At 54.7% G+C, this 25,576-nt stretch carries 18 protein-coding genes; 5 read left to right on the top strand and 13 right to left on the bottom strand.

Annotated elements, in window-relative coordinates; translation table 11 throughout:
- Nucleotides 1–129: 129 nt before the first annotated feature.
- The gene (locus tag HUW35_RS04205) at nucleotides 130–873 is read left to right on the top strand and encodes a type 1 glutamine amidotransferase domain-containing protein (protein ID WP_181254379.1); all 744 of its coding nucleotides are present in this window, start codon (nucleotides 130–132) and stop codon (nucleotides 871–873) included.
- A gap of 189 nt (nucleotides 874–1,062) precedes the next feature.
- Here the strand turns inward: HUW35_RS04205 and HUW35_RS04200 are convergent, their stop codons facing one another.
- The 4 genes from HUW35_RS04200 to HUW35_RS04185 all read right to left on the bottom strand — a co-directional run bounded on the left by HUW35_RS04200 (nucleotide 1,063) and on the right by HUW35_RS04185 (nucleotide 6,967).
- Nucleotides 1,063–1,845 carry a nucleotidyltransferase domain-containing protein gene (locus HUW35_RS04200; RefSeq protein WP_181254378.1) on the bottom strand — a complete coding sequence of 261 codons (783 nt, stop codon included), beginning with the start codon at nucleotides 1,843–1,845 and terminating at the stop codon, nucleotides 1,063–1,065.
- Between the two features lie 15 nt (nucleotides 1,846–1,860).
- On the bottom strand, nucleotides 1,861–3,597 hold the full coding sequence (locus HUW35_RS04195; protein WP_181254377.1) for an AIPR family protein: 1,737 nt from the start codon (nucleotides 3,595–3,597) through the stop codon (nucleotides 1,861–1,863).
- Nucleotides 3,598–3,705: 108 nt separating this feature from the next.
- Entirely contained in the window at nucleotides 3,706–4,866 is a 1,161-nt protein-coding gene (locus HUW35_RS04190; RefSeq protein WP_219932646.1) for an HNH endonuclease, read from the bottom strand.
- Nucleotides 4,867–5,530: 664 nt separating this feature from the next.
- A complete protein-coding gene (locus tag HUW35_RS04185) occupies nucleotides 5,531–6,967 on the bottom strand; it encodes a hypothetical protein (protein ID WP_181254376.1) in 1,437 nt (478 codons plus the stop codon).
- Between the two features lie 854 nt (nucleotides 6,968–7,821).
- On the opposite strand from HUW35_RS04185, the gene HUW35_RS04180 reads away from it, so the two are divergent.
- Together HUW35_RS04180 and HUW35_RS04175 are read left to right on the top strand one after the other, a co-directional pair.
- Nucleotides 7,822–10,704, top strand: a complete 2,883-nt coding sequence (locus tag HUW35_RS04180) for a pitrilysin family protein (protein WP_181254375.1) — start codon at nucleotides 7,822–7,824, stop codon at nucleotides 10,702–10,704.
- A 254-nt stretch (nucleotides 10,705–10,958) separates the two neighbouring features.
- A complete protein-coding gene (locus HUW35_RS04175) occupies nucleotides 10,959–11,555 on the top strand; it encodes a hypothetical protein (RefSeq protein WP_181254374.1) in 597 nt (198 codons plus the stop codon).
- A 60-nt stretch (nucleotides 11,556–11,615) separates the two neighbouring features.
- On the opposite strand, the gene HUW35_RS04170 is transcribed toward HUW35_RS04175, so the two are convergent.
- Nucleotides 11,616–12,116, bottom strand: a complete 501-nt coding sequence (locus HUW35_RS04170; RefSeq protein ID WP_181254373.1) for a hypothetical protein — start codon at nucleotides 12,114–12,116, stop codon at nucleotides 11,616–11,618.
- Between the two features lie 290 nt (nucleotides 12,117–12,406).
- Entirely contained in the window at nucleotides 12,407–13,927 is a 1,521-nt protein-coding gene (locus HUW35_RS04165) for an aldehyde dehydrogenase family protein (protein WP_181254372.1), read from the bottom strand.
- A gap of 240 nt (nucleotides 13,928–14,167) precedes the next feature.
- Here HUW35_RS04165 and HUW35_RS04160 point away from each other — a divergent pair, with 240 nt between their 5' ends.
- Nucleotides 14,168–15,076 carry a helix-turn-helix domain-containing protein gene (locus HUW35_RS04160; protein ID WP_181254371.1) on the top strand — a complete coding sequence of 303 codons (909 nt, stop codon included), beginning with the start codon at nucleotides 14,168–14,170 and terminating at the stop codon, nucleotides 15,074–15,076.
- A 115-nt stretch (nucleotides 15,077–15,191) separates the two neighbouring features.
- Here the strand turns inward: HUW35_RS04160 and HUW35_RS04155 are convergent, their stop codons facing one another.
- Entirely contained in the window at nucleotides 15,192–15,935 is a 744-nt protein-coding gene (locus HUW35_RS04155; protein ID WP_181254370.1) for a glycine zipper 2TM domain-containing protein, read from the bottom strand.
- A gap of 167 nt (nucleotides 15,936–16,102) precedes the next feature.
- Here HUW35_RS04155 and HUW35_RS04150 point away from each other — a divergent pair, with 167 nt between their 5' ends.
- On the top strand, nucleotides 16,103–16,792 hold the full coding sequence (locus HUW35_RS04150; RefSeq protein ID WP_181254369.1) for a glutathione S-transferase family protein: 690 nt from the start codon (nucleotides 16,103–16,105) through the stop codon (nucleotides 16,790–16,792).
- A 13-nt stretch (nucleotides 16,793–16,805) separates the two neighbouring features.
- Here HUW35_RS04150 and HUW35_RS04145 read toward each other — a convergent pair whose 3' ends face one another.
- The 6 genes from HUW35_RS04145 to HUW35_RS04120 form a co-directional block, all read right to left on the bottom strand.
- Nucleotides 16,806–18,671: an amidohydrolase gene (locus HUW35_RS04145; protein WP_181254368.1), complete on the bottom strand. Its 1,866-nt coding sequence runs from the start codon at nucleotides 18,669–18,671 to the stop codon at nucleotides 16,806–16,808.
- A gap of 58 nt (nucleotides 18,672–18,729) precedes the next feature.
- Nucleotides 18,730–20,847: a hypothetical protein gene (locus tag HUW35_RS04140; RefSeq protein ID WP_181254367.1), complete on the bottom strand. Its 2,118-nt coding sequence runs from the start codon at nucleotides 20,845–20,847 to the stop codon at nucleotides 18,730–18,732.
- 94 nt (nucleotides 20,848–20,941) lie between these two features.
- Nucleotides 20,942–22,411: a serine/threonine-protein kinase gene (locus tag HUW35_RS04135; protein WP_181254366.1), complete on the bottom strand. Its 1,470-nt coding sequence runs from the start codon at nucleotides 22,409–22,411 to the stop codon at nucleotides 20,942–20,944.
- Nucleotides 22,412–22,544: 133 nt separating this feature from the next.
- Nucleotides 22,545–24,077, bottom strand: a complete 1,533-nt coding sequence (locus tag HUW35_RS04130) for a cryptochrome/photolyase family protein (protein WP_181254365.1) — start codon at nucleotides 24,075–24,077, stop codon at nucleotides 22,545–22,547.
- A 30-nt stretch (nucleotides 24,078–24,107) separates the two neighbouring features.
- The gene (locus HUW35_RS04125; RefSeq protein WP_181254364.1) at nucleotides 24,108–25,421 is read right to left on the bottom strand and encodes a DASH family cryptochrome; all 1,314 of its coding nucleotides are present in this window, start codon (nucleotides 25,419–25,421) and stop codon (nucleotides 24,108–24,110) included.
- A complete protein-coding gene (locus HUW35_RS04120) occupies nucleotides 25,418–25,573 on the bottom strand; it encodes a DUF2256 domain-containing protein (protein ID WP_181254363.1) in 156 nt (51 codons plus the stop codon). Before HUW35_RS04120 ends, HUW35_RS04125 begins: the two co-directional genes overlap by 4 nt.
- Between the last annotated feature and the right edge of the window lie 3 nt (nucleotides 25,574–25,576).

Genomic DNA, 25,576 nt, shown 5'->3' with positions numbered 1-25,576 from the left:
CTGAAAGGCAGTAATTCAATGAATCGAATTATCTTATATCGGGATTTGCCCTAGCATAGCCCCCAATCCGGCAGCGCCCCGCCCGTGCGGGGCCGGCTGCCGGCGCAAACTGTCTATTGGAGACCTTACATGAAGAAACTGTTTTCGATCGTTGTGGCGCTACTAGCGCTATCGTCCGCAAGCCTCGCCCTGGCCGCGCCGCGGGTACTGATCGTGGCCACCAGCCACGAGCAGATGGGGGATACCGACGAGAAAACCGGCCTGTGGCTGTCGGAACTGACCCACCCCTACCACGAGCTCAAAAAAGCGGGCTTTGAGGTGGAAATCGCCAGCATCAAGGGCGGCGCGGTACCGGTGGACGCGCGCAGCCTGGCGGATGACGACGCCGTCAACTTTGAATTCCTCGCCAGCCCACAAACCCGCAGCTTACTGGACAACACCCGCAAGCTCGCGGACGTCAGCCCCAAGCGCTACCAGGCCATCCTGTTCGCCGGCGGCCACGGCACCGTGTGGGACTTCCCCAAGAGCCCCGCGGTGAACAGCGTTGCCTCCGCCATTTTTGAGAGCGGCGGTTATGTAGCGGCACTGTGCCACGGCCCGGCCGCGCTGCTGAACGTCACCGGCCAAGATGGCAAGCCGATTATTGCCGGCAAGAAGGTCGCGGGCTTCAGGAATGTGGAAGAAAAAGCGGTAGGCCTGGCAGAGGTAGTGCCCTACCTGCTGCAGGACGAACTGACCGCCCTCGGCGCCAACTACCAGGAAGGCAAAGCGTGGGAAAGCTTCGTGGTGCAGGACGGCCGCATCATCACCGGCCAGAATCCGCAGTCTGCTGCGGAGCTGGGTCGGGTGCTGGCCAAGGCCCTGAAGAAGTAAGCGCTAGTCCGTAAACGCGAAGAGCCCGGTGACTGCCTGTGTTGTGTATGACACAGGCGGTCACCGGGCTCTGTTGTGTCGGCGAGAAGTAAAGCCCTCAATAGGGCCAAAACTCGTCATTTTTCGGAGGGCATTTGGCCTAGGGTATATCGGGCAGCATCCTCAGCTACATGTACCAGTGGTGCATTACTAATCCAGAGTCTCGTGGAAAAGACCGTTCAGGTGGCTCATGAAATCACCAGGTTTCTCTGAAGTATCTGAAAAATGCTCCAGTCTCTCTAGCTCGGCTTCAATGAAGTCATTGAGCTCTGTAACTTTTGGAGCTAGCTCCTTTTCTAAACTTTTCTTTTTCCTCTCCAGTAGCTCTGAAATTTGACCATTTAGCGCTGTGTTGTCACTTATCAATTTCCGCAGCGTCTCAAATTGAATTGGCGCAGGCTCTCGATACCTCTCTAGCCACATAATTGAAAGCAGAGGCCTTAGGACATAGAAGTACTTCTTGATAGGAACTAGATCCTCACGAAGATAGCTCCTGTAGTTTGTCTTTGCCATGCTTCGGTAGTGGTATATCCCTTTTTTAACGGAATATATGTCCGGGATTAGCTCCCTCGCTCTTCGAGCAAAGCTACCGCGATCAATGTATACAATTGGAGATTGCAGCCACTCTATAAATGCAGGATTTGACTTGGCGAACAGCCTCAAAGCCTTTCTGACATCCCATCCGTTGATATCAATTTCATCAACAATCGGATACTCAATGACATCTCTCTTGTCTTCGAGATCAACGGCTACATACCAATCTTTGGGGTGCGCGTAAATAAAGCGCACGTCGTAGTCGCTATTCGGAGATTCAAATCCCCAGGCTCGGCTACCTGACTCGACAGCATAGAGAACACGGACACCGTGTTCTTTCTCGGCTTTTTTGATTCTTGCCAGAATTTCATTTTTAACGAAATGTTCAATCGCGGGCATATTTGAGCTGGCGCCTCAATCAAGTGTGGCTTCAGTGGTCGAATTTATTAAATTTTTATGTGCTCTGTAGGCATTTAGTAAAATCTCATTTTCGCTTTCAGATTTATACTGTTTCTTATCTTGATCAATGCCAGATTTTTCAAATATTACCTGGGCGGTAGTGAAAATCCCCAAGGCTTTTGATTCGTCGATTAGGCTGCTTTTGAACTGCTCACACGTTTTGTCGAGTTTATTTGAGTTAAAAGGCGCTATGTTTTCACCAATGGCGAGCAACCTCACCAAGTACATGAGATGGAATCTGGCTTTTTTTAGATCTGACTTTAAATCCCCACTGCGAAAAAACTGTTCAATCCTATAGTACGCTAAGCCGCTAACATAGTAGGGTGAATATTTATGTCCATCGCTGAAAATTTGGCCATGAAAGCGGCGAACTATAGTGCCGTAGTAGCCTGACACTAAGTTTGGTGAATTTAAAAACATTGATGCAAATGACTTTATTTGTATTGGGATTGATATAATTTGGGTTTTCTTGATTCCAGTGTCTGAATTATATTGTTGCGAACGTCGTTCGTAATATAGAGGGAAACTCTTACTTTCGGCGCTATAGTACATCTCAAGTTTTTTCTGAAATACATTTAAGGCCTCAAGCTGTTCGGTTTTGACTTCAGTCTGGCTGTTTGTCGCCAGTGTTATATTTGTTTTTATTTCGTCATTTTCAGTGACGACTACCTTTATAGGAACATAAACATCCTCTATTCCTTCAATTTCTTGGCAATCATGTAGCACGTGACTAGTCTGACACCCGTTTACTACCTGGTAGTCTCTAATAGTGAATCTGTTTCCTGCAGGGGTGAGTGTAGAGGCGACAATCGTCACGCCGTTATTAAGAACACAAAATAAATCGAATTTTGATTCTTCTAGTGTTTTCTTGATTTTTTTATTTACTGGGTTGTTGCCCTGGAAATCACGCACGTTATCATCAAAAATACTGTGAATGGTTTTGTTTTCATCTTGAATGAGCTTGATGTATTCGGAGAATGGAATAATCCCTAAATAAGCCTCTGATACACCACTGATGTCTGGTAGTGTAATTCTATTCTGGAATGTGATCGTAGAAGATAGCTTGTTCTTAGTTTCATGGAATAGCTTTTGTAGTTCTGAAGCTCCTAAGGGGTCAATGCTTACGGATTCAAATACACCGATATTTTCGATTTCAGACGTTCCTGACTCAATGATCGCTGTGAGGTTTTGGTCATCAATCCACTTGCCAGTGCACACATAGTAAAGCTTACATGTAGGCCTACGATTGACCATGTAAGAAGACATTGAGAATATGATTTCCCATATTTCTTTCATCTTCTTGATTTTTTCATTTTGAACAAGTTTGGGGTTATCTGAAAGAAAGTCTTTTACTCCATGAATAAAACTGCCAATCGCTGACCCATCGAAAGATGATGATGTTTTCGATTGAATAAAAATAATATCGGCATCTAAGTAGGAGGTAGACTCTACAACATCTCTTAACTCATCTTCATCAAGAATCAATCTGCCATTGACAATTAATGCTACTCCATCAATTGCGCAGTCCCCTCCCGAACCAGAATGTATATCTTCTAGTTCAAAGCTTCCTCTAAAGAGCTTTGATATTACAGAGTAGTTGCAAAAGTGTTCAAATTGAGTTGGCTCAGGCTTGCTCTCTATTTCGTATTGAGATGAAAACCCGTCTAATAATGATTTAGTAATTTTATCCATTGTTTTTAATAATCCTCGTGAATACCCGGATTCGCATAATGTCGCGCTTTTTTACTCGTTTGGAGTGCAGTGAAAGACCAGTTTGATAGCAGCGATTTCTTGGGATATTTACATAGATAGCCTAAATTCCTCAATTTTTGCACCGATTAAATCTGCGGCCCCGCTGGGTGATAAAAGCATATTTTCGGCGTCAGTATCATCTAGTACCAGAATCAATTTTTGATGTACCATCCACTGTTCTCGAATGGTATTTAGGCAACCAGTGGAGTCCCCACCATTCCTAGAAAAGATGATCCCAAATAAACCCGCTCCATGGGGCTTTAGGTAATTCGCGATTTGAAGGACGTCACTCTTCTTCACTTTTCTAGAGTAATTCTTGGCATCTACCACAACATAGTCTGCAGAGTATTTTTCGCGCAAAAATGACCAAAAGCCATCTGTTGCATAATTTGGGACAATGAAATCTCTTCGGTTTGACTTGGTGAAATCGTTTACTTCTTGAATCGGCCTATCAAGAGGAGGGCAAAATAATTCTTCTATAATTTCGCCAATAAGACCCTGATATAAGTAGCAATCTTTACGGCCCGGATTACATGCCTTCAACTTGCCAAGCAAAGCTCGCTCTCTACTATCTTCTTGCTCCCCGGCAATAGCTGTCAGAAGCATTTTAAAGTAGCTACTATCAGCCTTCTGTATTCCCGATTTGAAATTATTAATGAGGTAGTCTGCATCCCATACTTCTATGTCATGAGATTCAAAATTTTTCTTTATCTCATGTGGAAGTCTTCCTGGTATGGCCAAAACTTTTTTGCACTCTCCTATAAGCTTGCCGTACTCCAAAATTTGCTCGATTATTTTAGAGCTGTGATTTCTTGTGATTGCTTTATTAGATTTACACTCAATAAGAATATTTGGCTTTCGGCTATCTTTTATCAGGATGTCTGCTCTCGCTCTTTGAGACTCCCCTATTATCGCTTCAAGTTGGATATTTTGATTAGGGTTTGTTGTCTTAAGAACCTGATAAAGGAAGTTTACAAACTCAATCTCCTTTGGACCCATGTCCATATATCTATGGCAATTTGGGCATAGCAGAAGGAAATTCTCTTCCGCCATGCTACCACCTTGATGGAGCGGCGTAATCGAAGCCAGCTCCAAAGGGATGTGCTCTCCAGAAATGGAGCATATTGCACACTTATTATTGTGCTTTGCAATGAGGTTTGCCCGCATTGCGGCCGACGGAATTCTTCGCTTCTTTAATGTCTGGTCCATAATCTATTTTCGAATTCCAATTTTGCTCTAACGCCGTGTTCAGGCGCGGACAATTTTGTACGCATTGTGCGCGATAATGGGAGTGAAGCGACCGCGCATAAAGTGCACAAAGTTGTCCGTCGCTCTGCGGCGCCTTGTTAACGTAAATCTCGGTTTCTACTGCCGAAGCACACAAAACCAGAAACTAAATTTTCCCTACTTTACTGATTTTAAACCTTTAATCTTATAGTTTAATCTCAAGTATCCGCCATCTATGCTTGGAAAATATTCATTTTTTCCAGCATAAGATTATTCACCTTTTCGCTGAAGGATTTTCTCAATCGGTGTCAATACGATAATTCATATATCTTGTGGGCTTGTGTTTTGAGCCGGCCCACCTCCAACTACTAGGGAACCTATGTTCATGTCCGCGATGCCTCAGGCTTTCAGAGCGGTTCATAATCAAGGCGTGTCTCCGCAGGAATGTCTAGACCTTTTAAGAATTCACAACGCGGAGTGTGAATTGCCCTGCAAGCCCCAGAGGACGCGACCTGAAGGCCGCATCTACTGCGTTACAAATATTGTAAAGGGCTGGTCATTCGCTGCGACGTTCGCCTAACAGCTGCAGCCTTCAGGTCACACTGAGGCATCGCGGACGTAATCATAAGCTACCTAGATAAACTTTTTAGTTTTCGCTCAAATTATCTAACTGGCTCAAGGTTTCGTCTTTTAAATATTCGGTTTGAGACTTTATTCTTTCGAGTATCTCGTATTCTTGACTTGAGCCCGAATTTTTTAGTGAAGAATTTAAGAATTCAATTTCTCTCTCGTAGCCATCGACCAAACTTTTCAAAATGTATGGGTCCAACTTGCTACTTTTCGGGCGATACATTTCCTCGATTGCTGCATCGCTCATGGCCACCGATTCCATAGACATAGCCTCTGACTCTAATGTAGAGTCCATATTTTCGTCATAATAAGATTTATATTTAGTGAATTTTTCAACATCTCCCTGACGACCCAAAAATTTAGCGTGATTTATAGCAATATCGACAAGGTTAGCCTGGAAAAAGAAAAAGCTATTTCTCTTACTTAAAATTTTCGCACTATGCTTAATCGCTTTGTTGGTCAAAAGCGCATTTTTTTCTGTTTGAATTAAATGCATGACATTTTTTAATTTTCTTAACGCTTTTTCCTGTTCGCTGTCATAAAATTCTTTCAGAGGAGCGGTCATCATTAGCGTCTCTTCCGTTATAAGAAAAGCCGTATCAATCTGTTGAAGCGCACCAGCTTTAGAAGAAAATGCGAATTTTTCATGATTCTTTTTAGAGTGCATGTTCTGATCATTTTCTATCGATGCATAATAGTGCTGATATATCGCGATAGGATTTTCGAGGTAAGAAGCGTCAAAAAAAGTCAAACCCTTTATTAAGTTTAATTTTTTTGTGTATAACCTTACTAGTCCCTCCAAAAGGATTTGGTCATCTTTGGATCGCTTTCTATCTTTTAGCCAATTTATTTTTTTTGCGATATCTAAATCACTTAGCAGGACATAGTACAGCATTTCTCTATGAGCTTTTTGAACATGCCTCTCTAACTTGCTGATTTTTTGCTTGATGTCAGAGTCCATACTGCTGTCATCACCAAGCAACCACTCCGTCACATGGCTGCTTTGCTCTATTCCCTCCGCTCTTGCACACTCAATAATTTCCTCAACGCTCGCTTCAACGAAGAAGCGCCTGCCAAAAGCGCTACTATTTTCATGAACTTTCTGACAATTTAACAGCCTTATACTGTTATTGAAATTACGGTAAACAATTCCGGTTAACTCGGAATTTTCCCATTGGCTTAACTTTTCAGATAGATTTTTAACGCTATCATCAAGTGAAATTGAACTATGCTTTTCTGCGATTGAGTTAATGCCTGCGATAGCGAGCTTCAAATCAGATCTATCAGTATCACTCAAGGTCGCATTTTTTGATCCCCTAAACTTACCTTTCAAATAAATTATTTCAAATAAAGAGTTGAAGTCATTTAGCTCAACGTACTGATCTACTTCCTTCTGGGAAACTCCACACCCCAATATCAAACAAGAAAATATTGCAAAAATTATTTTTTTCATCACTGCCTGCCTTGATTGTCCCCATAAATTTTTTAAAGCCGATTATTTTCTTAACCCAGCAACAAGGGCGCCTTTGATCTGAGAATCCGTGCTCGATGCAGCGCAATCTTTACCTTTGGCTGATTCTCAGGCTTCACGGAATCCGTTACCGGAAATTTATCTACTGAGTGCTGACTGTCAGCCCCCAGGGAGATCGGCTACTGGAAATTCTTACAATTTTTCTTACATAAACACTTTTTTCTCGCGATTATCTACGTTAACAGTTTATTCAATAGCTCCAGATCTAGGCATAATGCCTAGATCTGGAATTAGGTGCCTATATATGGGCATTTTGCCTAAATATGTTCGTCCGCTAGCTCAAGCCAGAAATGCACTGAAGCCCTTGGGGAAACCGGTAGCTATGCTGACTTGTTTAGCTAACTGCCGCTCCTACTTTTTCTCCAGCTGGTATTTTGAGGAAAGTAAAATTTCTATGAGCGTAGGAGAGCCTTCGATGCGAAGTGTGACGCACTTCTCATTTATGTTGTGGCGCCTTTTATAACACGCAGGTCTATGATTGGCGAGGTGCTGTAATGGGGTGTAATCTTTGAAGTTCGTACTCACTTACATTATGTGATTCGGACACTTTGTTATCACCGTTCAGTAAGAAGTTTCGTGGTATGGATTCTTTCGCCAGCTCAATGAGTATTCGCTAGCGTGTATCCGTTACAGCATTTTGATACTTAAAGGAGACTCCCCCCAAAGCCGTATCCCCACCACCCATACCCAATTTAACCTCACCCCACCGACACCCCGTCGCCCAACCCCACCACTCCTGCTATCTTCCTCTGCATAACAATGCAAAGGATCGCCCCATGCCCCGCAACCTGACCGCCTCCCTGGCGCTGCTGACCGCACTTTCCATCCCGGCTCTCAGCCTTTTCGGCTGCGACCGCTCCAGTACCCAGTCCGAGCCGAAGCCTCAGACTGAGGCGGCGTCACAGGCTCCGGCCGAGCAGGAAGCCAAGCCCGATTTCGCCATCGACTACCAGCAGTTCCAGCTGGATAACGGCCTCAATGTGCTGTTCCACATCGACCGCTCCGATCCGGTGGTGGCGGTGTCGCTGACCGCCCATGTGGGTTCGGCGCGGGAGAAGGAGGGGCGCACCGGTTTTGCCCATCTGTTCGAGCACCTGCTGTTCCTGGAGTCGGAGAACCTGGGCAAGGGCGGGCTGGATGCGATGAGTGCGCGTATTGGCGGTTCCGGGGCCAATGGTTCCACTTCCCGCGATGTCACCAATTACTACCAGACGGTGCCCAAGGATGCGCTGGAGAAGATGCTGTGGGCGGAGGCGGACAAGCTCGGCTGGTTTATCAATACGGTGACCGAGCCGGTGCTGGCAAAAGAAAAGCAGGTGGTGAAGAACGAGAAGCGCCAGGGTGTGGATAACCGCCCCTATGGCCACAGCCAGTATGTGATCGATCGCAATCTCTACCCGGAGGGCCACCCCTACAGCTGGCAGGTGATCGGCTCGCTGGAGGATCTGGACAATGCCACCCTGGACGATGTGAAGACCTTCTTCCGCCGCTGGTATGTGCCCAACAACGTGACTTTGGTAGTGGCCGGGGATTTTGATCCCGAGCAGGCCAAGGCGCTGGTGCAGAAGTACTTCGGCGAGATCCCCGCGGGCGAGGCCATCGAGCGCGCGCCCAAGCAGCCGGTCACCCTGAAGGAGACCAAGCGCCGCTATTACGAGGACAACTTCGCGCGCCAGCCCCAGCTGACCCTGGCCTGGCCCACGGTGCCGCGCTACAGCGAAGACAGCTACCCGCTGGCGGTGCTGACGGAATACCTGTCCGACGGCAAGCGCGCGCCCCTGTACCGGGTGCTGGTGGAAGACGAGCAGCTGACCGCGAATGTGTCCATGGGCGCCTATGAGTCCGAGCTGGCGGGGCAGGTGCAGCTGGAAGTGCAGGCGTTCAGCGGGCGCGATCTGGATGCGGTCTACGCGGGTATCCAGAAGGCGTTTGCGCTGTTCGAAAAAGAGGGGATTGCCGAGCAGGACCTGGAGCGCATCAAGGCCGGCCAGGAGGTGGCCTTCTACAACAGTCTGTCCAGTGTGCTGGGCAAGGGCTTCCAGCTGGCCCAGTACGACATTTACGCGGATGACCCGGGTTACGTGAGTGAGGATATCGAACGCCTGCTGGCGGTCACCGCGGACGACGTAAAGCGGGTGTACCAGAAGTACATCGATGACAAACCCTTTGTGGCAGTGAGCTTTGTGCCCAAAGGGGAGAAAGCGCTGGCACTGGCGGATTCCACCGAGGCGCAGGTGGTGGAAGAGCAGATCGTCAATGGTGCCGAAGACGCGGTGGACCCGACGGCGCAGGCGGAGTACCAGAAAACCCCGTCGAAGATCGACCGCAGTGTGGAGCCCGCCTACGGCGCGCCGGCGCAGACCACCGTGCCGGATGTCTGGCAGAGTGAGCTGAGTAACGGCATCGAGGTCTACGGTATTGAAAACAGCGAGGTGCCCACGGTCAACTTCAGCCTGGTGATCGACGGCGGCCAGTTGCAGGAGAGCATCGACAAGACCGGGGTGGCCAACCTCACCGCCATGCTGATGGAGCGCGGTACCAAAAACCGCACCCCGGAAGAACTGGAAACCGCCATCCAGAAACTCGGTGCCAATATCAACGTATCCGCCGCGCAGGACGCCTTCCGCTTTGACGTCACCACCCTGGCGCGCAACTTCGATGAGGTATTCGCGCTGGTGCAGGAAATGCTGCTGGAGCCGCGCTGGGACGAAAAAGAACTGGTGTTGGCGAAGAAGAGCGTTACCAGCCAGATCAAGCGCGCGGAGGCCGAGCCCGGCGCCATTGCCAGCAAGACCTTTGCGCGCCTGCTGCACGGCGATGACAGTATCCGCGGATACAGCGGCCTGGGTACGGAGGATTCCGTGGCGGCCATCACCATGGATGATCTCAAGGCCTATTATGCGCAGTACCTCTCACCGTCCGTGGCCCGCGTCCACGTGGTGGGGGATATTTCCCAGCAGGACTTCCTCGCCGCCGCGGAATCCCTGGCCAAGCAGTGGCCCGCCAAGTCGGTGAAGGTCCCGGACCCGAAATCCGAACCGGCCAAGCCGGGCATCTATTTTGTGGACGTGCCGGATTCCAAGCAGTCGATCCTGCGCATCGGCCGCCTGGCCATGCCGGCGGTGTCAGACGACTACTACCCGGCGGTATTTACCAACTACATCCTCGGCGGCGGTGGCTTCGCCTCGCGCCTGATGCAGGAGCTGCGCGAGGGCAAGGGCTACACCTACGGTATTGGTTCCAGCGTATCCGGTGACAACACCGGCGGCCGCTTTGCCATCGGCAGCGGCGTGCGCGCCAATGTCACCGCGGAATCCGTGCAGCTGATCCACGATATTCTCGCGGACTACCCCGACACCTACACCGAGGCCGACCTGGAAAACTCCCGCTCTTATCTGGTGCGCGCCAACACCCGCGCGTTCGAGACCGCGGGCGCCAAGCTGGGCCTGCTGGAAAACATGAGCAAATACGACTGGCCCGCCGACTACGTGCGCGAGCGCGAGGCCACCGCCAAAGCCATGACCATCCCCGAGGTGCAGAAGATTGCCGAGGAATATATGCAGCTGGATTCCATGATCTGGCTGGTGGTGGGGGATCGCGCCACCCAGCTCGAGCGGCTAAAGAAGCTGGGGCTGGGTGAAGTTAATTTGGTGGAGTAAGGGGGCGTAACCGAGCGCACGATTCTGTGCTGTCTGGTATTGATTACCGCCATTTAATCCACGGTTTTTGTACGTGTGTCTATTCTTCCTTTGCCCCGCGCAGACTCACTTTGCGCGGGGATTCCATCAATCTTTCTCCCCGGTCCGGCGCGAATTCTGTGGCGCGAGAATATGGGGTAACAACGAGTGATCAAAGGATGAAAACTTTCACTAGCGCGTGTAGAACCTGGATGCGAATGTTGGGTGGTGTCACATTGGCTGGCAGCCTGGGTTTTGCGGGGGTAACACAGGCCGAAGTTTATGAGATCGAGGCGGAGGACTTCGCCGGATCATTCATCACGTCTTTCTTAAAGTATCGCGTCAACGAAAAAACAATTTCTACGACATCGACCGGTGAAATCAAAAAGAAAGGTCTCGGAAAATTCCAGAGCCACACGGCAACGGAGTTCAATCTGGGGGGCGGGTCATGTGATACGGGGAATACAGATCCGTATGTGTTCGACCAGCTGTTCTTTGTGGTTAGGTCCAATGTGGTTTTGACATTCGAGAGCGGGCAGGTGTTCCTGAAGGCGGTGCCGCTCGAAGAGGACGCCCCGGCAGGAGGCGGCTGTTTTTATCTCATCGCTGATCCGGAGACGCAAACGTTAGCCGAAGTACCTGGCCGCTTTGATCTTGTCGTCAAATATAAGGTTGTTGGTGGTACCGGGGAGTTTGCGAGGGCGACAGGAGAGCTGGAAGCGACGTCGAGAGGTACCGTGCTTGAATACAATAACTTGGGGGCAGATGGCTACAACTTCTTTGGCGGTGTTAGCGGCACCCTTGAAGGTTCTTTCTGTACTAACTGCCCCTAGTGTTCACACCGGGCGCAGAGCAAAAAATGATGTTGTTCTGCGCCCTCGTTTTACTGATCCCTAGCCAATCGGACACCCGGGGTTCTCGCCTTTGCCCCAGGCCATGATCGGCTCCATTAACCAGGCAGAGCCCCAGGGGGAGATGCCGGTGATGGATACGCCGTTATCCTCTTGCGGCTCGACGTTGATCACCGCCACGATATTGCCGCCCTCGTTCTGCGGGCCGGTCCATCCCATCACTTCCCGGCGCAGGGTGAATTGGGTGAGGTCTTCACTGGCTGCGGTAATGTCGTAGTGCCAGACCCCGGAGCCTGCCCCGATCACGATGTTCTGCGAGCGAATAGTGGAACCCTGAATCACGCCCTGGACACAGGCATCCATATTGGCCACCAGGTTGCCCACGGAATCCTGATACGAGAGGGGCGTGGTTGCGGTGTAGACATTGCCGAATGTGGAATCGCTGAGTTTTTTGGCAAATTCGCTCGGTGTGTTTGGGGGCAGTATGGCCGTACACCCCTGAAGTACAGCCATGCCGATAAAGACAGGCAGGGACTTTTTCATCGAATTCTCGCTTTTTTAGTGCTGTTATTTACTGAGCGATTGTCAGAAGCAACCTGTGGAAATCCTGGGCTGGGACCGAATCAGGAGTGACTTATCCACAGATGGTGGCGTGTTTTATATCACGCAGCACTAGAGGTTTGTAGGGAAACCTGCACGCGAAAATCCGGGAGGCCGCTGCCAATGCGGTCATCCGGAGGTGTGTGCCAGCGGTGATTTTGGCGCCACCGCAGGTAAAAAAGGGGGAGCTAATGCTCCCCAAAATTCCTTCTCACAGGAGGGATTGTGCCGGGTTAGAAGAAGCCCAGCGGATTGACGTCGTAGCTCACCAGCAGGTTTTTGGTCTGCTGGTAGTGTTCCAGGGCCTTTTTGTGGGTCTCGCGGCCGATGCCGGATTTCTTGTAACCCCCGAAGGCGGCGTGGGCCGGGTACTGGTGGTAGCAGTTGGTCCACACGCGGCCGGCCTGGATGTTGCGACCCATGCGGTAGGCCAGGTTCATATCGCGGGTCCACACCCCGGCGCCGAGGCCGTATTCGGTGTCGTTGGCGATCGCCAGGGCTTCCGCTTCGTCCTTGAAGGTTGTTACGCCCACAACCGGTCCGAAGATCTCTTCCTGGAAAATTCGCATCTGGTTGTGGCCCTTGAGCAGGGTGGGCTGCACGTAATACCCGTTGCGGAATTCGCCCTCCATCTGCTCTGCGCCGCCACCGAAGATGACTTCTGCGCCTTCGCGCTGGCCGATTTCGATATAGGTCATGATGCGGTCGAACTGCTCCAGTGATGCCTGGGCGCCGACCTGGGTTTCCATATCCAGCGGGTTGCCGCGTTTGATCGACTTGGTGCGCTCTACCACCCGCTGCATAAACTCGTCGTAGATGGACTCCTGGATCAGCGCACGGGACGGGCAGGTACACACTTCGCCCTGGTTGAAGAACGCCAGCACCAGCCCTTCCGCCGCCTTGCTGATGTACGCCTCTTCCTGCTGCATTACGTCTGCAAAATAGATATTCGGCGACTTGCCGCCCAGTTCGACGGTGGAAGGGATCAGGTTGTCGGCCGCGCACTTGAGGATATGACCACCCACTGCGGTGGAGCCGGTGAAGGCAATCTTGGCGATGCGATTGCTGGAGGCCAGCGCCTGACCGGCTTCTTCGCCGATGCCGTTGACGATGTTCAGCACACCGGGCGGCAGCAGGTCACCGATCAGGTCTACCAGCACGAGGATGGATACCGGGGTTTGCTCCGCAGGCTTCAACACCACGCAGTTACCCGCGGCCAGTGCCGGGCCCAACTTCCACGCGGCCATCAGCAGGGGGAAGTTCCACGGGATGATCTGGCCCACCACGCCCAGTGGCTCGTGCAGGTGGTAGGACACCGTGTGTTCGTCCAGCTCCGCCATACTGCCCTCCTGGGAGCGCAGGCAGCCGGCGAAATAGCGGAAGTGATCCACGCACAGGGGGATATCGGCGGCAATGGTCTCGCGCACCGCCTTGCCGTTGTCCCAGGTTTCCGCCACCGCGAGCATTTCCAGGTTCTGCTCCATGCGATCGGCAATTCGCAACAGGACGTTGGCGCGCTCTGCGGCGGCGGTCTTGCCCCAGGCGATTTTGGCCGCGTGCGCGGCATCCAGCGCCAGCTCGATATCCGCGGCGCCGGAGCGCGGCACCTCGCAGAAGGCCTCGCCGGTAACCGGGGAAATGTTCTCCATATAGTCGCCCTCTACGGGCGCCACCCATTCACCACCGATAAAGTTTTCATAGCGCGGTTTGAAGTTCAGCAGGGCGCCGTCCTGTCCGGGTTGTACGTAGATCATCGCTTGTTTCCTCATGGGAATCGTTATTGTGCTGTGCTGCTCCCGTGGGCGTTGTTATCTGCCGGTACCGGGAGTAATCTTTTCAGTCGGGCCAGCGCCCGGCTTTTTTGGTTTGAGCAATGAAAAATTAGGGCTTTCGGGACGCGCTAGCTTTCCTCTGAGTACAGATCACTTGATCCTGAATCCAGAGGCCGGCGAGGAAACGGAAGGATCAGAGCAACAATAACTAAAAAGAAAATTATGACTGGAATGGCTATCCGCGGTCGCAATGCGCCGCGGGAGCTGGTGGAGAATCGCGTTTCGTTCGCCGGTCCCAGCTCCGAACTCAGTATTTACGACACCTACCTGCCCGCGGAGCGGGTCGGCCTGTCCTCTGGCGAGTTGCTGTATTGCGGCATGATCAGCGGCCGCAAGATCATGCACGCGGCGAAAAATTACCGCGCGGAATTTCTTCCCCAGGAATCCTTTGTGATGGCGCCGGGGGAGCAGGTGCATATCGATTTCCCTGACGCCCGCCTGGATACCCCCACCTCCTGTCTCACCATCGAAATCGCCCGCGAGCGGGTGGAAAGTATCTGTGAAAAGCTGAACGGCACCCAGGCAGTAGAGACCGAATTTGAAGACTGGCGTTTCCGTCCGGAGACACTGATCCATACCCAGCACAGCCAGGCAACCCAATCCCTGTTGCAGCGGCTGGTCACAACCTTTACGGAAAACGCCAGCGACCGGGATTTACTGGTGGATCTGGGGGTGAGCGAACTGGTGGTGCGAATGCTGCGGGAGCAGATGCGCACTTTCCTGTTGAAGGTCTGCGAAAATAATCCGGAAGTAAACGGATTGGGCGCGGCCCTGCATCAGGTTCAGTCGCGCCTCGACCAGCCCCTGGATATCGAACAGCTAAGCCGTACCGCTTGCATGAGCCGCAGTCGCTTTTACAGCGAATTCAAAAAACACCTCGGCTGTACCCCGGCAGAATTCCAGCAGCACCTGCGCATGCAGGCGGCGAAGGAAAAACTGGCGCGAGGGGAGACGGTTACGCGGGTGTGTTTCGATCTCGGGTACCGGCACCTGAGTCATTTCAGCCGTCGCTTCCACCAGCAGTTTGGGGTGAGCCCCAAGCAATTCCGCGAGTCCAGAAGCCCTGCCTGAGACGCAGGTTGTCGCGGGAGAGATGAAGAGAAGGGGGGAGGGAGAAGTGTTTTGTGAACTGCAGCCACGGACCGATTCGTCGGTGGCTGCAGTGCAATCTGAATCCGAGAGAGGATCAGCCGGCGGGAACCCAGCTGCCATCCGCGCGGCGGCAGGCAAAGCTCTGGGTGCTCTGGTTGTCGGCAGAACCGTAGACTTCAGTGGTGAATGAACGGCAGTACTGATCGCCGCGACGCTCGAAGGCACCGGGGGTTACCGCGTAGTTCACGTTGTTCTGGGAATTCTGCCAGGTAACACGCTCACCCTCGGGGGCAAACTCCAGTACCTGTCCCACACACGCCTGGTTGCGCTGGTCCATCTGGCGACCGATCTTGCCACCCACCAGAACGCCGGCGATGGCGCCACCAATCGTGGCTGCAGTGTTGCCGCGGCCGTCGCCAATCTGGTGTCCGATCACACCGCCAATCAGGCCGCCCAGTACGCTGCCGACCTTGTCGCTGTTACAGCGGGACACGGTGGTGTGCTGGGGCGGCGGCGCTGGGCGCCACTCCGGGCGGTATTCCGGTTCCGGGGCCCGCTGGTCAAACCAGGGCGGCAGTACCACCACGCGGGTGCCGTGGTCGTGGTGACGGTGGCCGTAGTCGCGGGGCGCCCGGCATTTGCGCTCTTCCTCATAGTCGCCATTGCGCTTCCACTTGCGCTCCACCTTGCAGTTGCCGTCCCAGTATTCTTCCTTGTGCTCGTACCGGTGATGCTTCTTGTGCTTCTTCCAGCCGCGGCCTTCGGGCGGTTCGGCGAAGACGCTGGTGGAGAGAGCGCCGCACAAAAGGGCGACGACGGCGGTTGAGAGGTATTTCATGGCTGGGTATCCCCGCTCATTCATTGTTCAGTGTTTGACGAATGGCATGAATCCTAACAAGTGTCGTCTGAACGGACAGTGAATGCGTCTACGTTTTCGTGGCGCGGGCCCTCGCCATCTAAGCTGCGTGTATCGGCCGGGGGTATGGGAAAGGAAGGGATGGCGGGATGCCGGAATACAGACTCTACTACTGGGACCTGCCGTTTCGCGCGGTCTTCATCGAGATGCTCCTGCACGAGGTGGGGGCCAGCTACCAGCGGCGTGATGCCGGTGATCTCTACCCGGACAAGTGCCTGAAGATGCAAAATCCGGGCATGGCGCCGCCCTTCCTGTACGACTGCGCGACCAGGAAGACCATTGCGCAGATGCCCGCGATCCTGATGCACCTGGCGCGGAAGTATGACTACCTGCCCAAGCGCAATGAGACCCACACCCTCGCCCTGAAAACCATCCTCGATTGCAACGATGTACTGATGGAAATCACCAATTACAACGGCATGCAGATGTGGGAAAAAGAGGCCTGGGAGCAGTTCCGATACGCTCGCCTGTCGGACTGGATGCAGGTGTTCGAACAGACCGGCCTCGCGCACGGGCTCAAGGAAGACAAGGGATTTCTGCTTGGCTCGAGAATCTCCGTCGCCGATATCGCAACCACCGCGCTGTTCGGCACCATGATTCATGCCTTCCCGTCACTGGAAACGGATCTCGAAGAAAATGCACCGGCGATCGCTGCGCTTTACCGCCGTATCGAGAAGCGGACAAGGATTGCCGGGTTCCTGGCACAGCGGCGGGAGCACTGGGAGCGTGGTTACTGCGGTGGCCAGATAGAGCGCTCCCTGCGCAAGATGATTGATTAATGGCGCGCTTCTATCAGTGCGAATCTGGCGATGCCTGCTCGAGCGCTTGCAGCATTAAGCCGAGGGCATCGTTGAAGCACCCGTCTCCATGAAGGTGGTTGTTTTCCCGAGCAGATTTATGGCGATCAACAGAATCCCGCAACGTGAGACCGAACATGGCGGGTGATGGCGCTGCTGCGGATTGTTCGCCGCGCCGGTACACCAGTACGCCTTCCTTGTAGGTTTCCTGCACCTTCAGGTCGTCCAGCTGTTCCTCCGGGACCGTTAACGGGTTTTCCGAGAGTACGGTCAGGTCCGCCAGTTTCCCCACTTCTATCGAGCCTTTACGGTCTTCTTCAAAGTGCTGCCACGCTGGCCACAGTGTCATGGCCTTGAGCGCGGTGGCGACGGGAACGCGATGCTTTGCCCCAAGAATCTTTCCACTGCGGGTGCGGCGGGTAACGGTGGCCGAGAGTACGCGCATGGAGTCCGGTAGTGCCACCGGCGCATCGTGGTGGGTACCAAACATCATGTTCTGTTCAAGGACCCAGCCGGTGGGGGAGATGTTTTCTGCACGCTCCGGGCCCAGTACCGATTCCCGATGGTAGTCACCCCAGTAAAAGGTGTGCATCGGAAACAGGGAGGGAAAGATTCCCAGTGCCTTGATTTCGTCCACCTGGTCCCGGCGCAGGGTTTGCCCGTGAATCATCACGGGGCGATTTTGCACCTTGGGGTATTTGGCCTCGGCCGCTTTCACGGCCTTGATCAAGAGATCAATGGCGGCATCGCCATTTGTGTGAACGATAATCTGCCAGTCGTGGGCATAGGCTTTGGCCACGGCGTCCATCGCCTGCTGGTCGGTGATTGCCGCATAGCCCCGGTAATCCTTATCCTGCCCCGGTGGCGGTTTGAAGTAGGGTTTGGTCAGCCATGCCGTTTTACCCTGCGGTGACCCGTCAATCGTTAGCTTGGCACCACCGACTCGCAGCCGGTGGCGGTATTCCCGTTCCGGGTGTATGTCCGCGACCTCGAGGATATCGGGGTATACGACCACATCAATTTTCAAGGCTCCGTTTTCTGCGACCCGTTTTAACGCATCGAGGGATGCCTGGGTGGCCCGCCCCTCCTGCGCGGTCGTGTATCCAAAGGAAGCGAGCAGCTTGGTACCTTCGACGGCAAACAGATCATTTACATCCTTGTTCAGGGATTTTCCAAAGGCACCGATAAGTTGAAAGAACGCGTATTCTTCGGCAACGCCACTGGGGGTCTTGCCGTCAGCTTCGCGCTGGAACACGCCACCGTCCGGATTTTCCGTGTCGGGCGAGACCCCGGCGATTTCCAGCGCTTTGGAGTTGGCCACACCGAGGTGCCCGGACTGGTGCACGATCAGACTGGGGATATCCGTGGAGACCTTGTCGAGATCCCGGCGCGTCGGGTGACGCTGTTCCGCGAGTTGTGAGTTGTCATAGCCGAAGCCGACGATCCAGCCGAGCTGCTTGACTGCTTTCTGGTTGGCTGCCGCCCAGTCCTGCAACAGCTTGATGAGCGAGGCCATATCCTTGCCATTGCCATCTGGAGGTGGCAGCAGATTGGCGGTAAGCGACTGGAAGCCGATCATCCAGGCGTGGCCGTGAGAATCGAAAAAACCGGGCAACATGGTTTTACCGGCCAGATCAACTTTCTGCGTGTCGGAACTCGCCGTCTTGAAAACCTCCGCACGTTTACCCACGGCGATAATTTTTCCATCCCTGATAGCGATCGCCTCTGCTTCGGGCTGTGTGTCATTGATGGTGATGATGGTGCCATTGTGGAATATGGTGTCCGCGGTTTCCACAGCGGATGCAAACAGTGAATGCACTAAAAACAGAAAGCTGAGCGCCAGTTTCAGAAGATTATTCATTGGATTTCCCGGCCCGGTGTACTTCAATTTTCTCCAGTCTAGACCTGCGCTGGCACCATCAGAGTTTCCCCATCCCAAACGGCGGTTTTACAGGACCTATCAGCGGGGTTTTCACCGGCGCTGCGAGGCCAAAAAAGACCACTGCGCCGTTTCCACCAAAACGGGTGGACAGGGCTTCATCCGGCGTTTGCTTGAAGCCCTCGTCGGGCCTGTCCCAGTTGTTGGCAACCCATACATTGCCCGCGGGGTCGACTGCTACATCGGTGACGATCTGCAGGCCGCCGATATACCCGGACTTCGGGGAGATTGCCTGGCCGGTTTTAAACCCGGGCGGACAGGTATCCGTGCGCACGCCGCACAGGTGGCTGATGGAGCGGCCGGTTGAGTTCGCCACCCAGACGTTATCGTTGCCGTCGATGGCGATACCCCAGGCACCGATGATGCTCTTGTCGCCATCAAAGGTGCCCCGGGTTTTGCCATCAGGGGCCAGCCATGAAACGGTTCCGCCGGGGAATCGGGTAATGATTTCGTACAGGTCTATCCACTCTCTGGCGGCCTGCTGTTCTTCCGTCATGCCCTTCTTGTGGCTTTCCGCCTTGGCTTTCAGTTTTGCCTCGATAAATGCCAGCTTCTCCCTGGTCGTCGGGTGGCCCACGGTGTTGGCAACCCACGCATTGCCGCGGCTGTCGATGGCAATGGCGCGGGGCGCGAAACCCACCTTGAATTGCTCGGCCCTGCCGGGATCGCTGGCGGGGAAACGCGTAACGGTATCGCCGCCGCTGTTGGTGACCCAGATACGGTCCTGTTGGTCGATGGCCAGGTGAAAAGGCGCCTTGAACTTGAGGGCGCTATCCACCGTTTTGCCATTGTCTGTTGCGCCGAGAATCCGCCCCCTGGAGGCATCGCCACCGGGCAGGTGGACGATCTGGTCGCGGCCATTATCCAGTGCCCACACATCGCCATTGGGTGTCACGATAATGCCCTGCATGGCCCCCAGTTTGCCGCCGAAGTCATAGCCGCTTTCCGGGGACAGGGGTTTGCCGGTCAGATCGAAGACGGAAATGTTTTTGCCCGCGAGACTGGTGGCCCAGACCTTGTTGTCAGCGGAAATCGCAATGCCGAATCCCGGGCCGTCGATACCGCCACCGCGATAGCCTGTGGTCATGGGCGAGAGGGGTTTTCCATTCGGTGCGAGCTTGGAGAGGCCGCCGCCAAAGCCGGCAAAAATCGTCGATTGTGCGCCCACCAGGAAATTGTCATCCGCCCACATATTGCCTTCGCGATCGATGGCAATCCCACCCAGGGAATTGAGCCCGCCACCGGAATAGACCAGGGAGAGTGTCCACGCACTGGGGGCGAAATTGAGATAGGGGATTACCGGTGTGTTGCGCCAGTGTTTGCCTTCAGGCACCGGATAGAAGTCGTCGAGCAACGCGAATAATGCCTGTGCGTTGTGCCACGGGTAGCGGGCGATATTCTGGGCCGCGGCAAGCGTATTGTCGGGTGCCGATCCGCCCGGTGGTGTCGCCGCCGCAAACAGTTTTTGGCAGTTGGCTTGTGACTGCGCGCAACCCGACAGCAGAATGCTCAGGGTATTGAATCTGGCGAGGGTGGGGGTCTGGGAGCTGTTCAGTGGATCCTGGATTACCGGCCCCAGCGCACCGGTTTGCAGGTTCACCAGGTTGGGAACATTGCCCGCGGCGATTTTCAAGCCGAGCGCGTGGCCCGCGAGTTGCTGTTGTTTGAGGAATTGCGCAGCGGTCCACACCGAGGCGATGGTGGTGCGTTCGTTGATGGTCACCTGCGAAGGTGGTTTGGCGCCGAGAATCGCTATCAGCTGCAGCGCATCCCCGGGTGATTGCTCCGCAGTTGCTGGGCCTTCGCCGCCCACGGAGGTCACGTAGAAAACCCCCTTATCACTAATTGCTGTGTCAGCGCCGAGTGTGAATCGGCCGTCGTTATCGGTTTTTGTCTGGGCGAGTTGCTCCGCAGGGCCCGGGCCTGCCCACCACAAGGTGACCGCCGCCGCAGACACAGGCTTTGCGACCACCTCCACTTTGCCTTCGATAGAAACCGCGGCAGAAACTGCGTTCGCAGCCAGTGTCGACACCGTGGCGCCTACCACGGCGAATACCAGAAGGCCGCGTTTTAGCAGCACGAAGCAAATAGGCGTCATTATCCGTCCACCACCCAAACAGTTTATTGCCAAGTTATAGCTGTGTTGGGGCGGGGGCAGGGAGGGGAGCAGGCAAAGGGCGACAGTTTGTCGTTTAACTGTCGCCGTCTATGGTCTTGCGGATCTTGCCGAAAACGTCGCGGATCAATTTTTTCGCAGCCGGCATCTTGGCGTCGATCTCTGTGCGCAGTGCCAGCAGCTCGGCATTGTCCGGCTGGATACCGAGGCCAGTGTTGGTATCCCGGTGCGCGCGATCCAGATCGCCCTCCAGCAGATGCGTGCGGGCGCGTCGGGAGTATTCCGCAGCCAGCTGGTCGATACCCGCCATCGCCTGCGGGTTGTCCTCTTCCAGGGCCAGCGCGGCGCGATAGTAGTGCAGGGCGTTCTTGTCCCGCGGCTTGGTCAGGTCGCCGCGTTCCAGGGCTTCCGCGCCGCGCGCAACAAAACCCTGCACCTGCATTTGCGTGACCCGTGCCAGGCCTTCATGGGCCTCGCTGTTGTCCTGTTCCAGCAGCAGTACCTGTCGGTAGTAGTAGCGGGCGTTGTCCTGTTCAGGGGCCACCAGGCGGCCCTCTTCGAGGCCCTGTTCCGCCTGTTCCAGCAGGCGGTTGATCTCGCGTTCGGTTTCGCTCTCGTAGGTGAGGGCAAACACCACGGTTACCGCGGCGACGACGCCCAGTACCGGTAACAGGAAACGCGGCATCTTGCCGGGCAGCCGCGACGGCAGCGGGCGCGCAGTGGCGGGCCGCATGGTGCTGGCCGTTGGGTCTAGCAGCGGGTCTATGGCCTCGACCAGCTCCTCGCAGGACTGGAAGCGCTCCCCGGGACGCTTGGCGAGCATGCGATCCAGTAGCGGCTGCAGGTAAGCGTATTCGGCGGGCAGGGCCGGGAGCGCTTGCTGGATATGGTTGATGGCGGTGCTGGTGTGGGTGTTGCCCTTGAACGGGTTGTAGCCCAGCAGAAGCTCCAGCAGGATCACGCCGAGACCGTAGATATCGGTGGTGATATCCAGCGGCTGTCCCTGTGCCTGTTCCGGGCTGCTGTAGGAAGGGCTGCCCAGGCTGTGCCCGGCCATGGTCAGGTCTGAATCGTTATCCACATCCTTGGCGATACCAAAATCTGTCAGCACCGCTGAGCCGTCCTTGCGGATCAGGATATTGGCCGGCTTCACGTCGCGGTGGATGATGCCCTTTGCGTGCACCACTGCCAGGCCCTGGGCGATCTGCCGGATCAGGCGCAGGATTGCCGCGGGTTCGCGGAACTGCTCCCGGTTTTCGCTCAGGTCTCCGCCGTCGAGGTATTCCATGGCGATGTAGTAGTCGCCATTGGCCAGGGTGGAGATATCGTGGATGGTGATGATGTGCGGGTTGTTGAGGCTGGCAATGAAATGCGCTTCGTTGATAAAGCGCTCATTGAACTGGGTGTCGTGTCCGTTGCGCAGAACCTTGATGGCCACCTTGCGGTTCAGGGATTCCTGTGTCGCCAGGTAGACCGAAGCCATGCCACCCTGGCCGATGGGGCCGTGTACAAGGTAGCCGGGGATTTGGAGGTTGGAGTGCGTCATAACTGCCAGCTTTGCCAACGCCGGGAACCGCCTCGGGGAGAGAGGCCGGCAGCCGGAGGGTCAATGGGAAGGCGCAAGGATACCGCTGCCATTTCGCGAAATAAACCGAGCGCACCACAGACTGGGGCAGTGGCTAGAAATCGTCCGGGTTGCGAATAATCTGCGTGGCGCGCGCAGACAGCGCCTCCAGCTCCTCGCTGTCTATTTTGTCCAGCAGGCTCAACATCATTGCCATGCGCGGGTTGCCGTCGAAGTGCGCGCGCTTGTCCGCCAGGAAGTGCCAGTACAGGCTGTTGAACGGGCAGGCCTCGTCTCCGGTTTTTTCCTTGACCTTGTAATGGCAGCCGGCGCAGTAGTTGCTCATTTTCTGGATGTAGCTGCCACTGGAAATGTACGGCTTGGTCGCCACCAGGCCACCGTCGGCAAACTGGCTCATGCCCCGGGTATTGGTGATCTCCACCCATTCGATGGCGTCGATGTAGATACCGAGGTACCAGGCATCCACCTGATCCGGGTGCACCTGTGTGAGCAGGGCAAAATTGCCGGTGATCATCAGCCGTTGGATATGGTGAGCGTAGGCGTGGTCGAGGCTGTTGCGGATGGCGTGGTGCAGGCAGTTCATCCGCGTGTCGGCGGTCCAATAGAAGTCCGGCAGGTCATTGCGGTTTTGCAGGCGGTTGCAGCGGGCGTAGCTGGGCATCTCGCGCCAGTAAACCCCGCGCATGTATTCCCGCCAGCCGAGGATCTGCCGCACGAAGCCTTCCACCTCGTTGATGGATATGGTGGAGCGGTTGGCGTGCCAGTACTCGATTACTGCCTGGATCACTTCCATGGGGTGCAACAGCTTGCTGTTCATGGCGAAGCTGAGGCGGCTGTGAAACAGGTAGGCCTGCTGCGGGTCCATGGCATCCTGGTAATCACCGAAGTGCACCAGCAGGTGCTCACAGAAATAGCGCAGGACTTTAAGGCAGTCCGCGCGCGTGATGGGCCAGTTGAATTGCTGCGGGTCGATATTGCCGAAGGTTTTTACCCCGGCCTGTTCAATGCGCGCGAGCGTTTCGCGCACATCCTTGCGGAACCCTTTTTCGTGGGGGATCTCCGGTTGGCCCTTCCATTTCTTGCGGTTGCTCTCATCGAAGTTCCACTTGCCCCCGCTGGGCTTGTCGCCCTCCATCAGCACATCGTGTTTGCGCCGCATGTACCGGTAAAAGCTCTCCATCAGCAGGGACTTTTTATCGCTGAAAAATTCCCCGAGTTCGCTGCGTGTGGTGAGGAAGTGCTCGCTATCGAAAGCCTCGCTGTCGATGCTCAGGTCGTCCGCCAGTTGCTGCAGCTGCTGGTCCAGACGGTATTCGTCGGGCAGCTGGTATTCGAACTTTTCGATGCCGTGCTGCTCGATCAGTGCGGCGATATTGGTGCCCAGCTTCTGGGTGTTGTGCTTGTCATCCAGCCGGTAATACACCACCTGCTTGCCGCGCTCGCGCAGCCACTGGGCAAAGGCGTCCATGGCCTCGAAGAAGGCCACGACTTTCTGGATATGGTGTTTGACGTAGTCGGTTTCCTGGCGCATCTCGGCGATAAAGTACAGGGTGTCTTTATCGTCGTTGCGGTACCAGGAGTGTTTGTGGTTCAGCTGATCGCCAAGGATCAGTCTCAGGGTTTTCAACGGAATCTCTCGCTTTCTCTGAACATCCGGTTACTGTTTGGTGGCATCCGCCAGCCATAGTCGACGGTATGCGCCATCCGGATCGTATTTCTCTGCCTGCAGCGGGATATTGAAGTGACGGTCGCGGGGATCATTGCCGACGCCACTGTTGTACATCCAGTTGCCGTAGTTGCTGTGTACGTCAAAATCGATCAATTGGCTCTCAAACCAGGCGGCGCCGGCACGCCAGTCCTGCTGTAGCTCGCGCGCCCAGTAGCTGGCCACATTCTGGCGGCCGCGATTGCTCATCCAGCCGGTGGCCGCGAACTCCCGCATATTGGCGTTGACGAAGTCATGGGGCGTGCGCCCCTCCCGCCACTCGCTGAGTCTTTCCTCGTCCAGATGCCACGAATACGCGCGATTTTGAATGCCGCTCAGGACGAATATCCGGTCGCCGTGCTTGAGCGAGATATATTTGAAATAGTCGCGCCACAGCAGTTCAAACAGCAGCCAGTATGTGTCCTCGTTGGCTTTGACATCCCGCTCGAACGCTTTCAGTTGCCAGAAAATTTCACGGGCCGACAGGCTGCCATTGGCAAGCCACGGCGAGAGCTTGCTGCTGTACTCAGTGCCGACCAGGCCATTGCGGGTCTGTTTGTAGCGGGTGATGTTTTCGCTGTGCCAGAAATAGTCGCGGATTCGCTGGTGCCCGGCAGTGCTGCCGCCGGCAAAGGGAAAGGCGCTGCGCGGGTCTGGCACCGGTTGCGCCAGCCCGAGTGCCTCGATGGGGGGCAGTTCGCTGCTGCCGCAGGTAGCTGTGAGATTTGCCGGCGGGTGCGGTGCAGGGGCAGGCAGTTCCTGGCGGACCGGAAGTGTCTCCTCGACGGTTTTGCGGAATTTGGTAAAAACCTCGGGAAGGTCGGCTAGCTCCGCAAAAGGGAGGTCATCGGGGTGGATCAGGAACTGGTCGTAGTATGCATGAATCGTCACCGAGTCCAGTGCTGGTGAAGCGCTTAGCGACTGCAGCGCGTTGCGCTCATCGCGGGTCCACTCCTGCTGCAGGTAGATATCGGTAACCCGGTGCTTGGCGATCAATGGCGGTATGGTTGTTGCCGGCGGGCCCTGCTGAACCAGTAGCGGAATATTCAGGTCCGCCAGCTGCTGTCGCAGATCGCGCAGGCTCTGCAACAGGAAGTGTGCGCGGAATTTTCCGGTGCGCGGGAATCCATATTGATCAAGGCCGTAGAACTGAGGGTCAAAACAGTAGAGCGCGGCCACCGGGGTGCCGCTACTCTCTGCGCAGGCGCGGGTTAATGCTTCATTGTCGTGGCAGCGAAGATTGTTGAGAAACCAGATCAGCCTCACTGCGCCTCCGCGGGTTTAGTCCGGCGTTGCCGCCGGCAGCGCTCGCTGCAGTAGCGCACATGGTGCCAGCAGTGTTTCCACTTGCGCCGCCAGGTAAATGGCCGCCCGCAAACCGGGCAGGTTTTTACGGGCAGTTCCTGTTTGCTTTTCATCGA

Origin of the sequence: Microbulbifer sp. YPW1 (assembly GCF_013367775.1) — a bacterium.
Classification (GTDB): domain Bacteria; phylum Pseudomonadota; class Gammaproteobacteria; order Pseudomonadales; family Cellvibrionaceae; genus Microbulbifer.
Note: the sequence above shows the minus strand (reverse complement) of the source record. Positions and strands in the feature narration are given on the sequence as shown.

Bases quoted from the DNA above. Each gene is read 5' to 3' on its own strand.
- HUW35_RS04205 (WP_181254379.1), top strand. From the start codon at position 130: ATGAAGAAACTGTTTTCGATCGTTGTGGCGCTACTAGCGCTATCGTCC.
- HUW35_RS04200 (WP_181254378.1), bottom strand. From the start codon at position 1,845: ATGCCCGCGATTGAACATTTCGTTAAAAATGAAATTCTGGCAAGAATC.
- HUW35_RS04195 (WP_181254377.1), bottom strand. From the start codon at position 3,597: ATGGATAAAATTACTAAATCATTATTAGACGGGTTTTCATCTCAATAC.
- HUW35_RS04190 (WP_219932646.1), bottom strand. From the start codon at position 4,866: ATGGACCAGACATTAAAGAAGCGAAGAATTCCGTCGGCCGCAATGCGG.
- HUW35_RS04185 (WP_181254376.1), bottom strand. From the start codon at position 6,967: ATGAAAAAAATAATTTTTGCAATATTTTCTTGTTTGATATTGGGGTGT.
- HUW35_RS04180 (WP_181254375.1), top strand. From the start codon at position 7,822: ATGCCCCGCAACCTGACCGCCTCCCTGGCGCTGCTGACCGCACTTTCC.
- HUW35_RS04170 (WP_181254373.1), bottom strand. From the start codon at position 12,116: ATGAAAAAGTCCCTGCCTGTCTTTATCGGCATGGCTGTACTTCAGGGG.
- HUW35_RS04165 (WP_181254372.1), bottom strand. From the start codon at position 13,927: ATGATCTACGTACAACCCGGACAGGACGGCGCCCTGCTGAACTTCAAA.
- HUW35_RS04160 (WP_181254371.1), top strand. From the start codon at position 14,168: ATGACTGGAATGGCTATCCGCGGTCGCAATGCGCCGCGGGAGCTGGTG.
- HUW35_RS04155 (WP_181254370.1), bottom strand. From the start codon at position 15,935: ATGAAATACCTCTCAACCGCCGTCGTCGCCCTTTTGTGCGGCGCTCTC.
- HUW35_RS04150 (WP_181254369.1), top strand. From the start codon at position 16,103: ATGCCGGAATACAGACTCTACTACTGGGACCTGCCGTTTCGCGCGGTC.
- HUW35_RS04145 (WP_181254368.1), bottom strand. From the start codon at position 18,671: ATGAATAATCTTCTGAAACTGGCGCTCAGCTTTCTGTTTTTAGTGCAT.
- HUW35_RS04140 (WP_181254367.1), bottom strand. From the start codon at position 20,847: ATGACGCCTATTTGCTTCGTGCTGCTAAAACGCGGCCTTCTGGTATTC.
- HUW35_RS04135 (WP_181254366.1), bottom strand. From the start codon at position 22,411: ATGACGCACTCCAACCTCCAAATCCCCGGCTACCTTGTACACGGCCCC.
- HUW35_RS04120 (WP_181254363.1), bottom strand. From the start codon at position 25,573: ATGAAAAGCAAACAGGAACTGCCCGTAAAAACCTGCCCGGTTTGCGGG.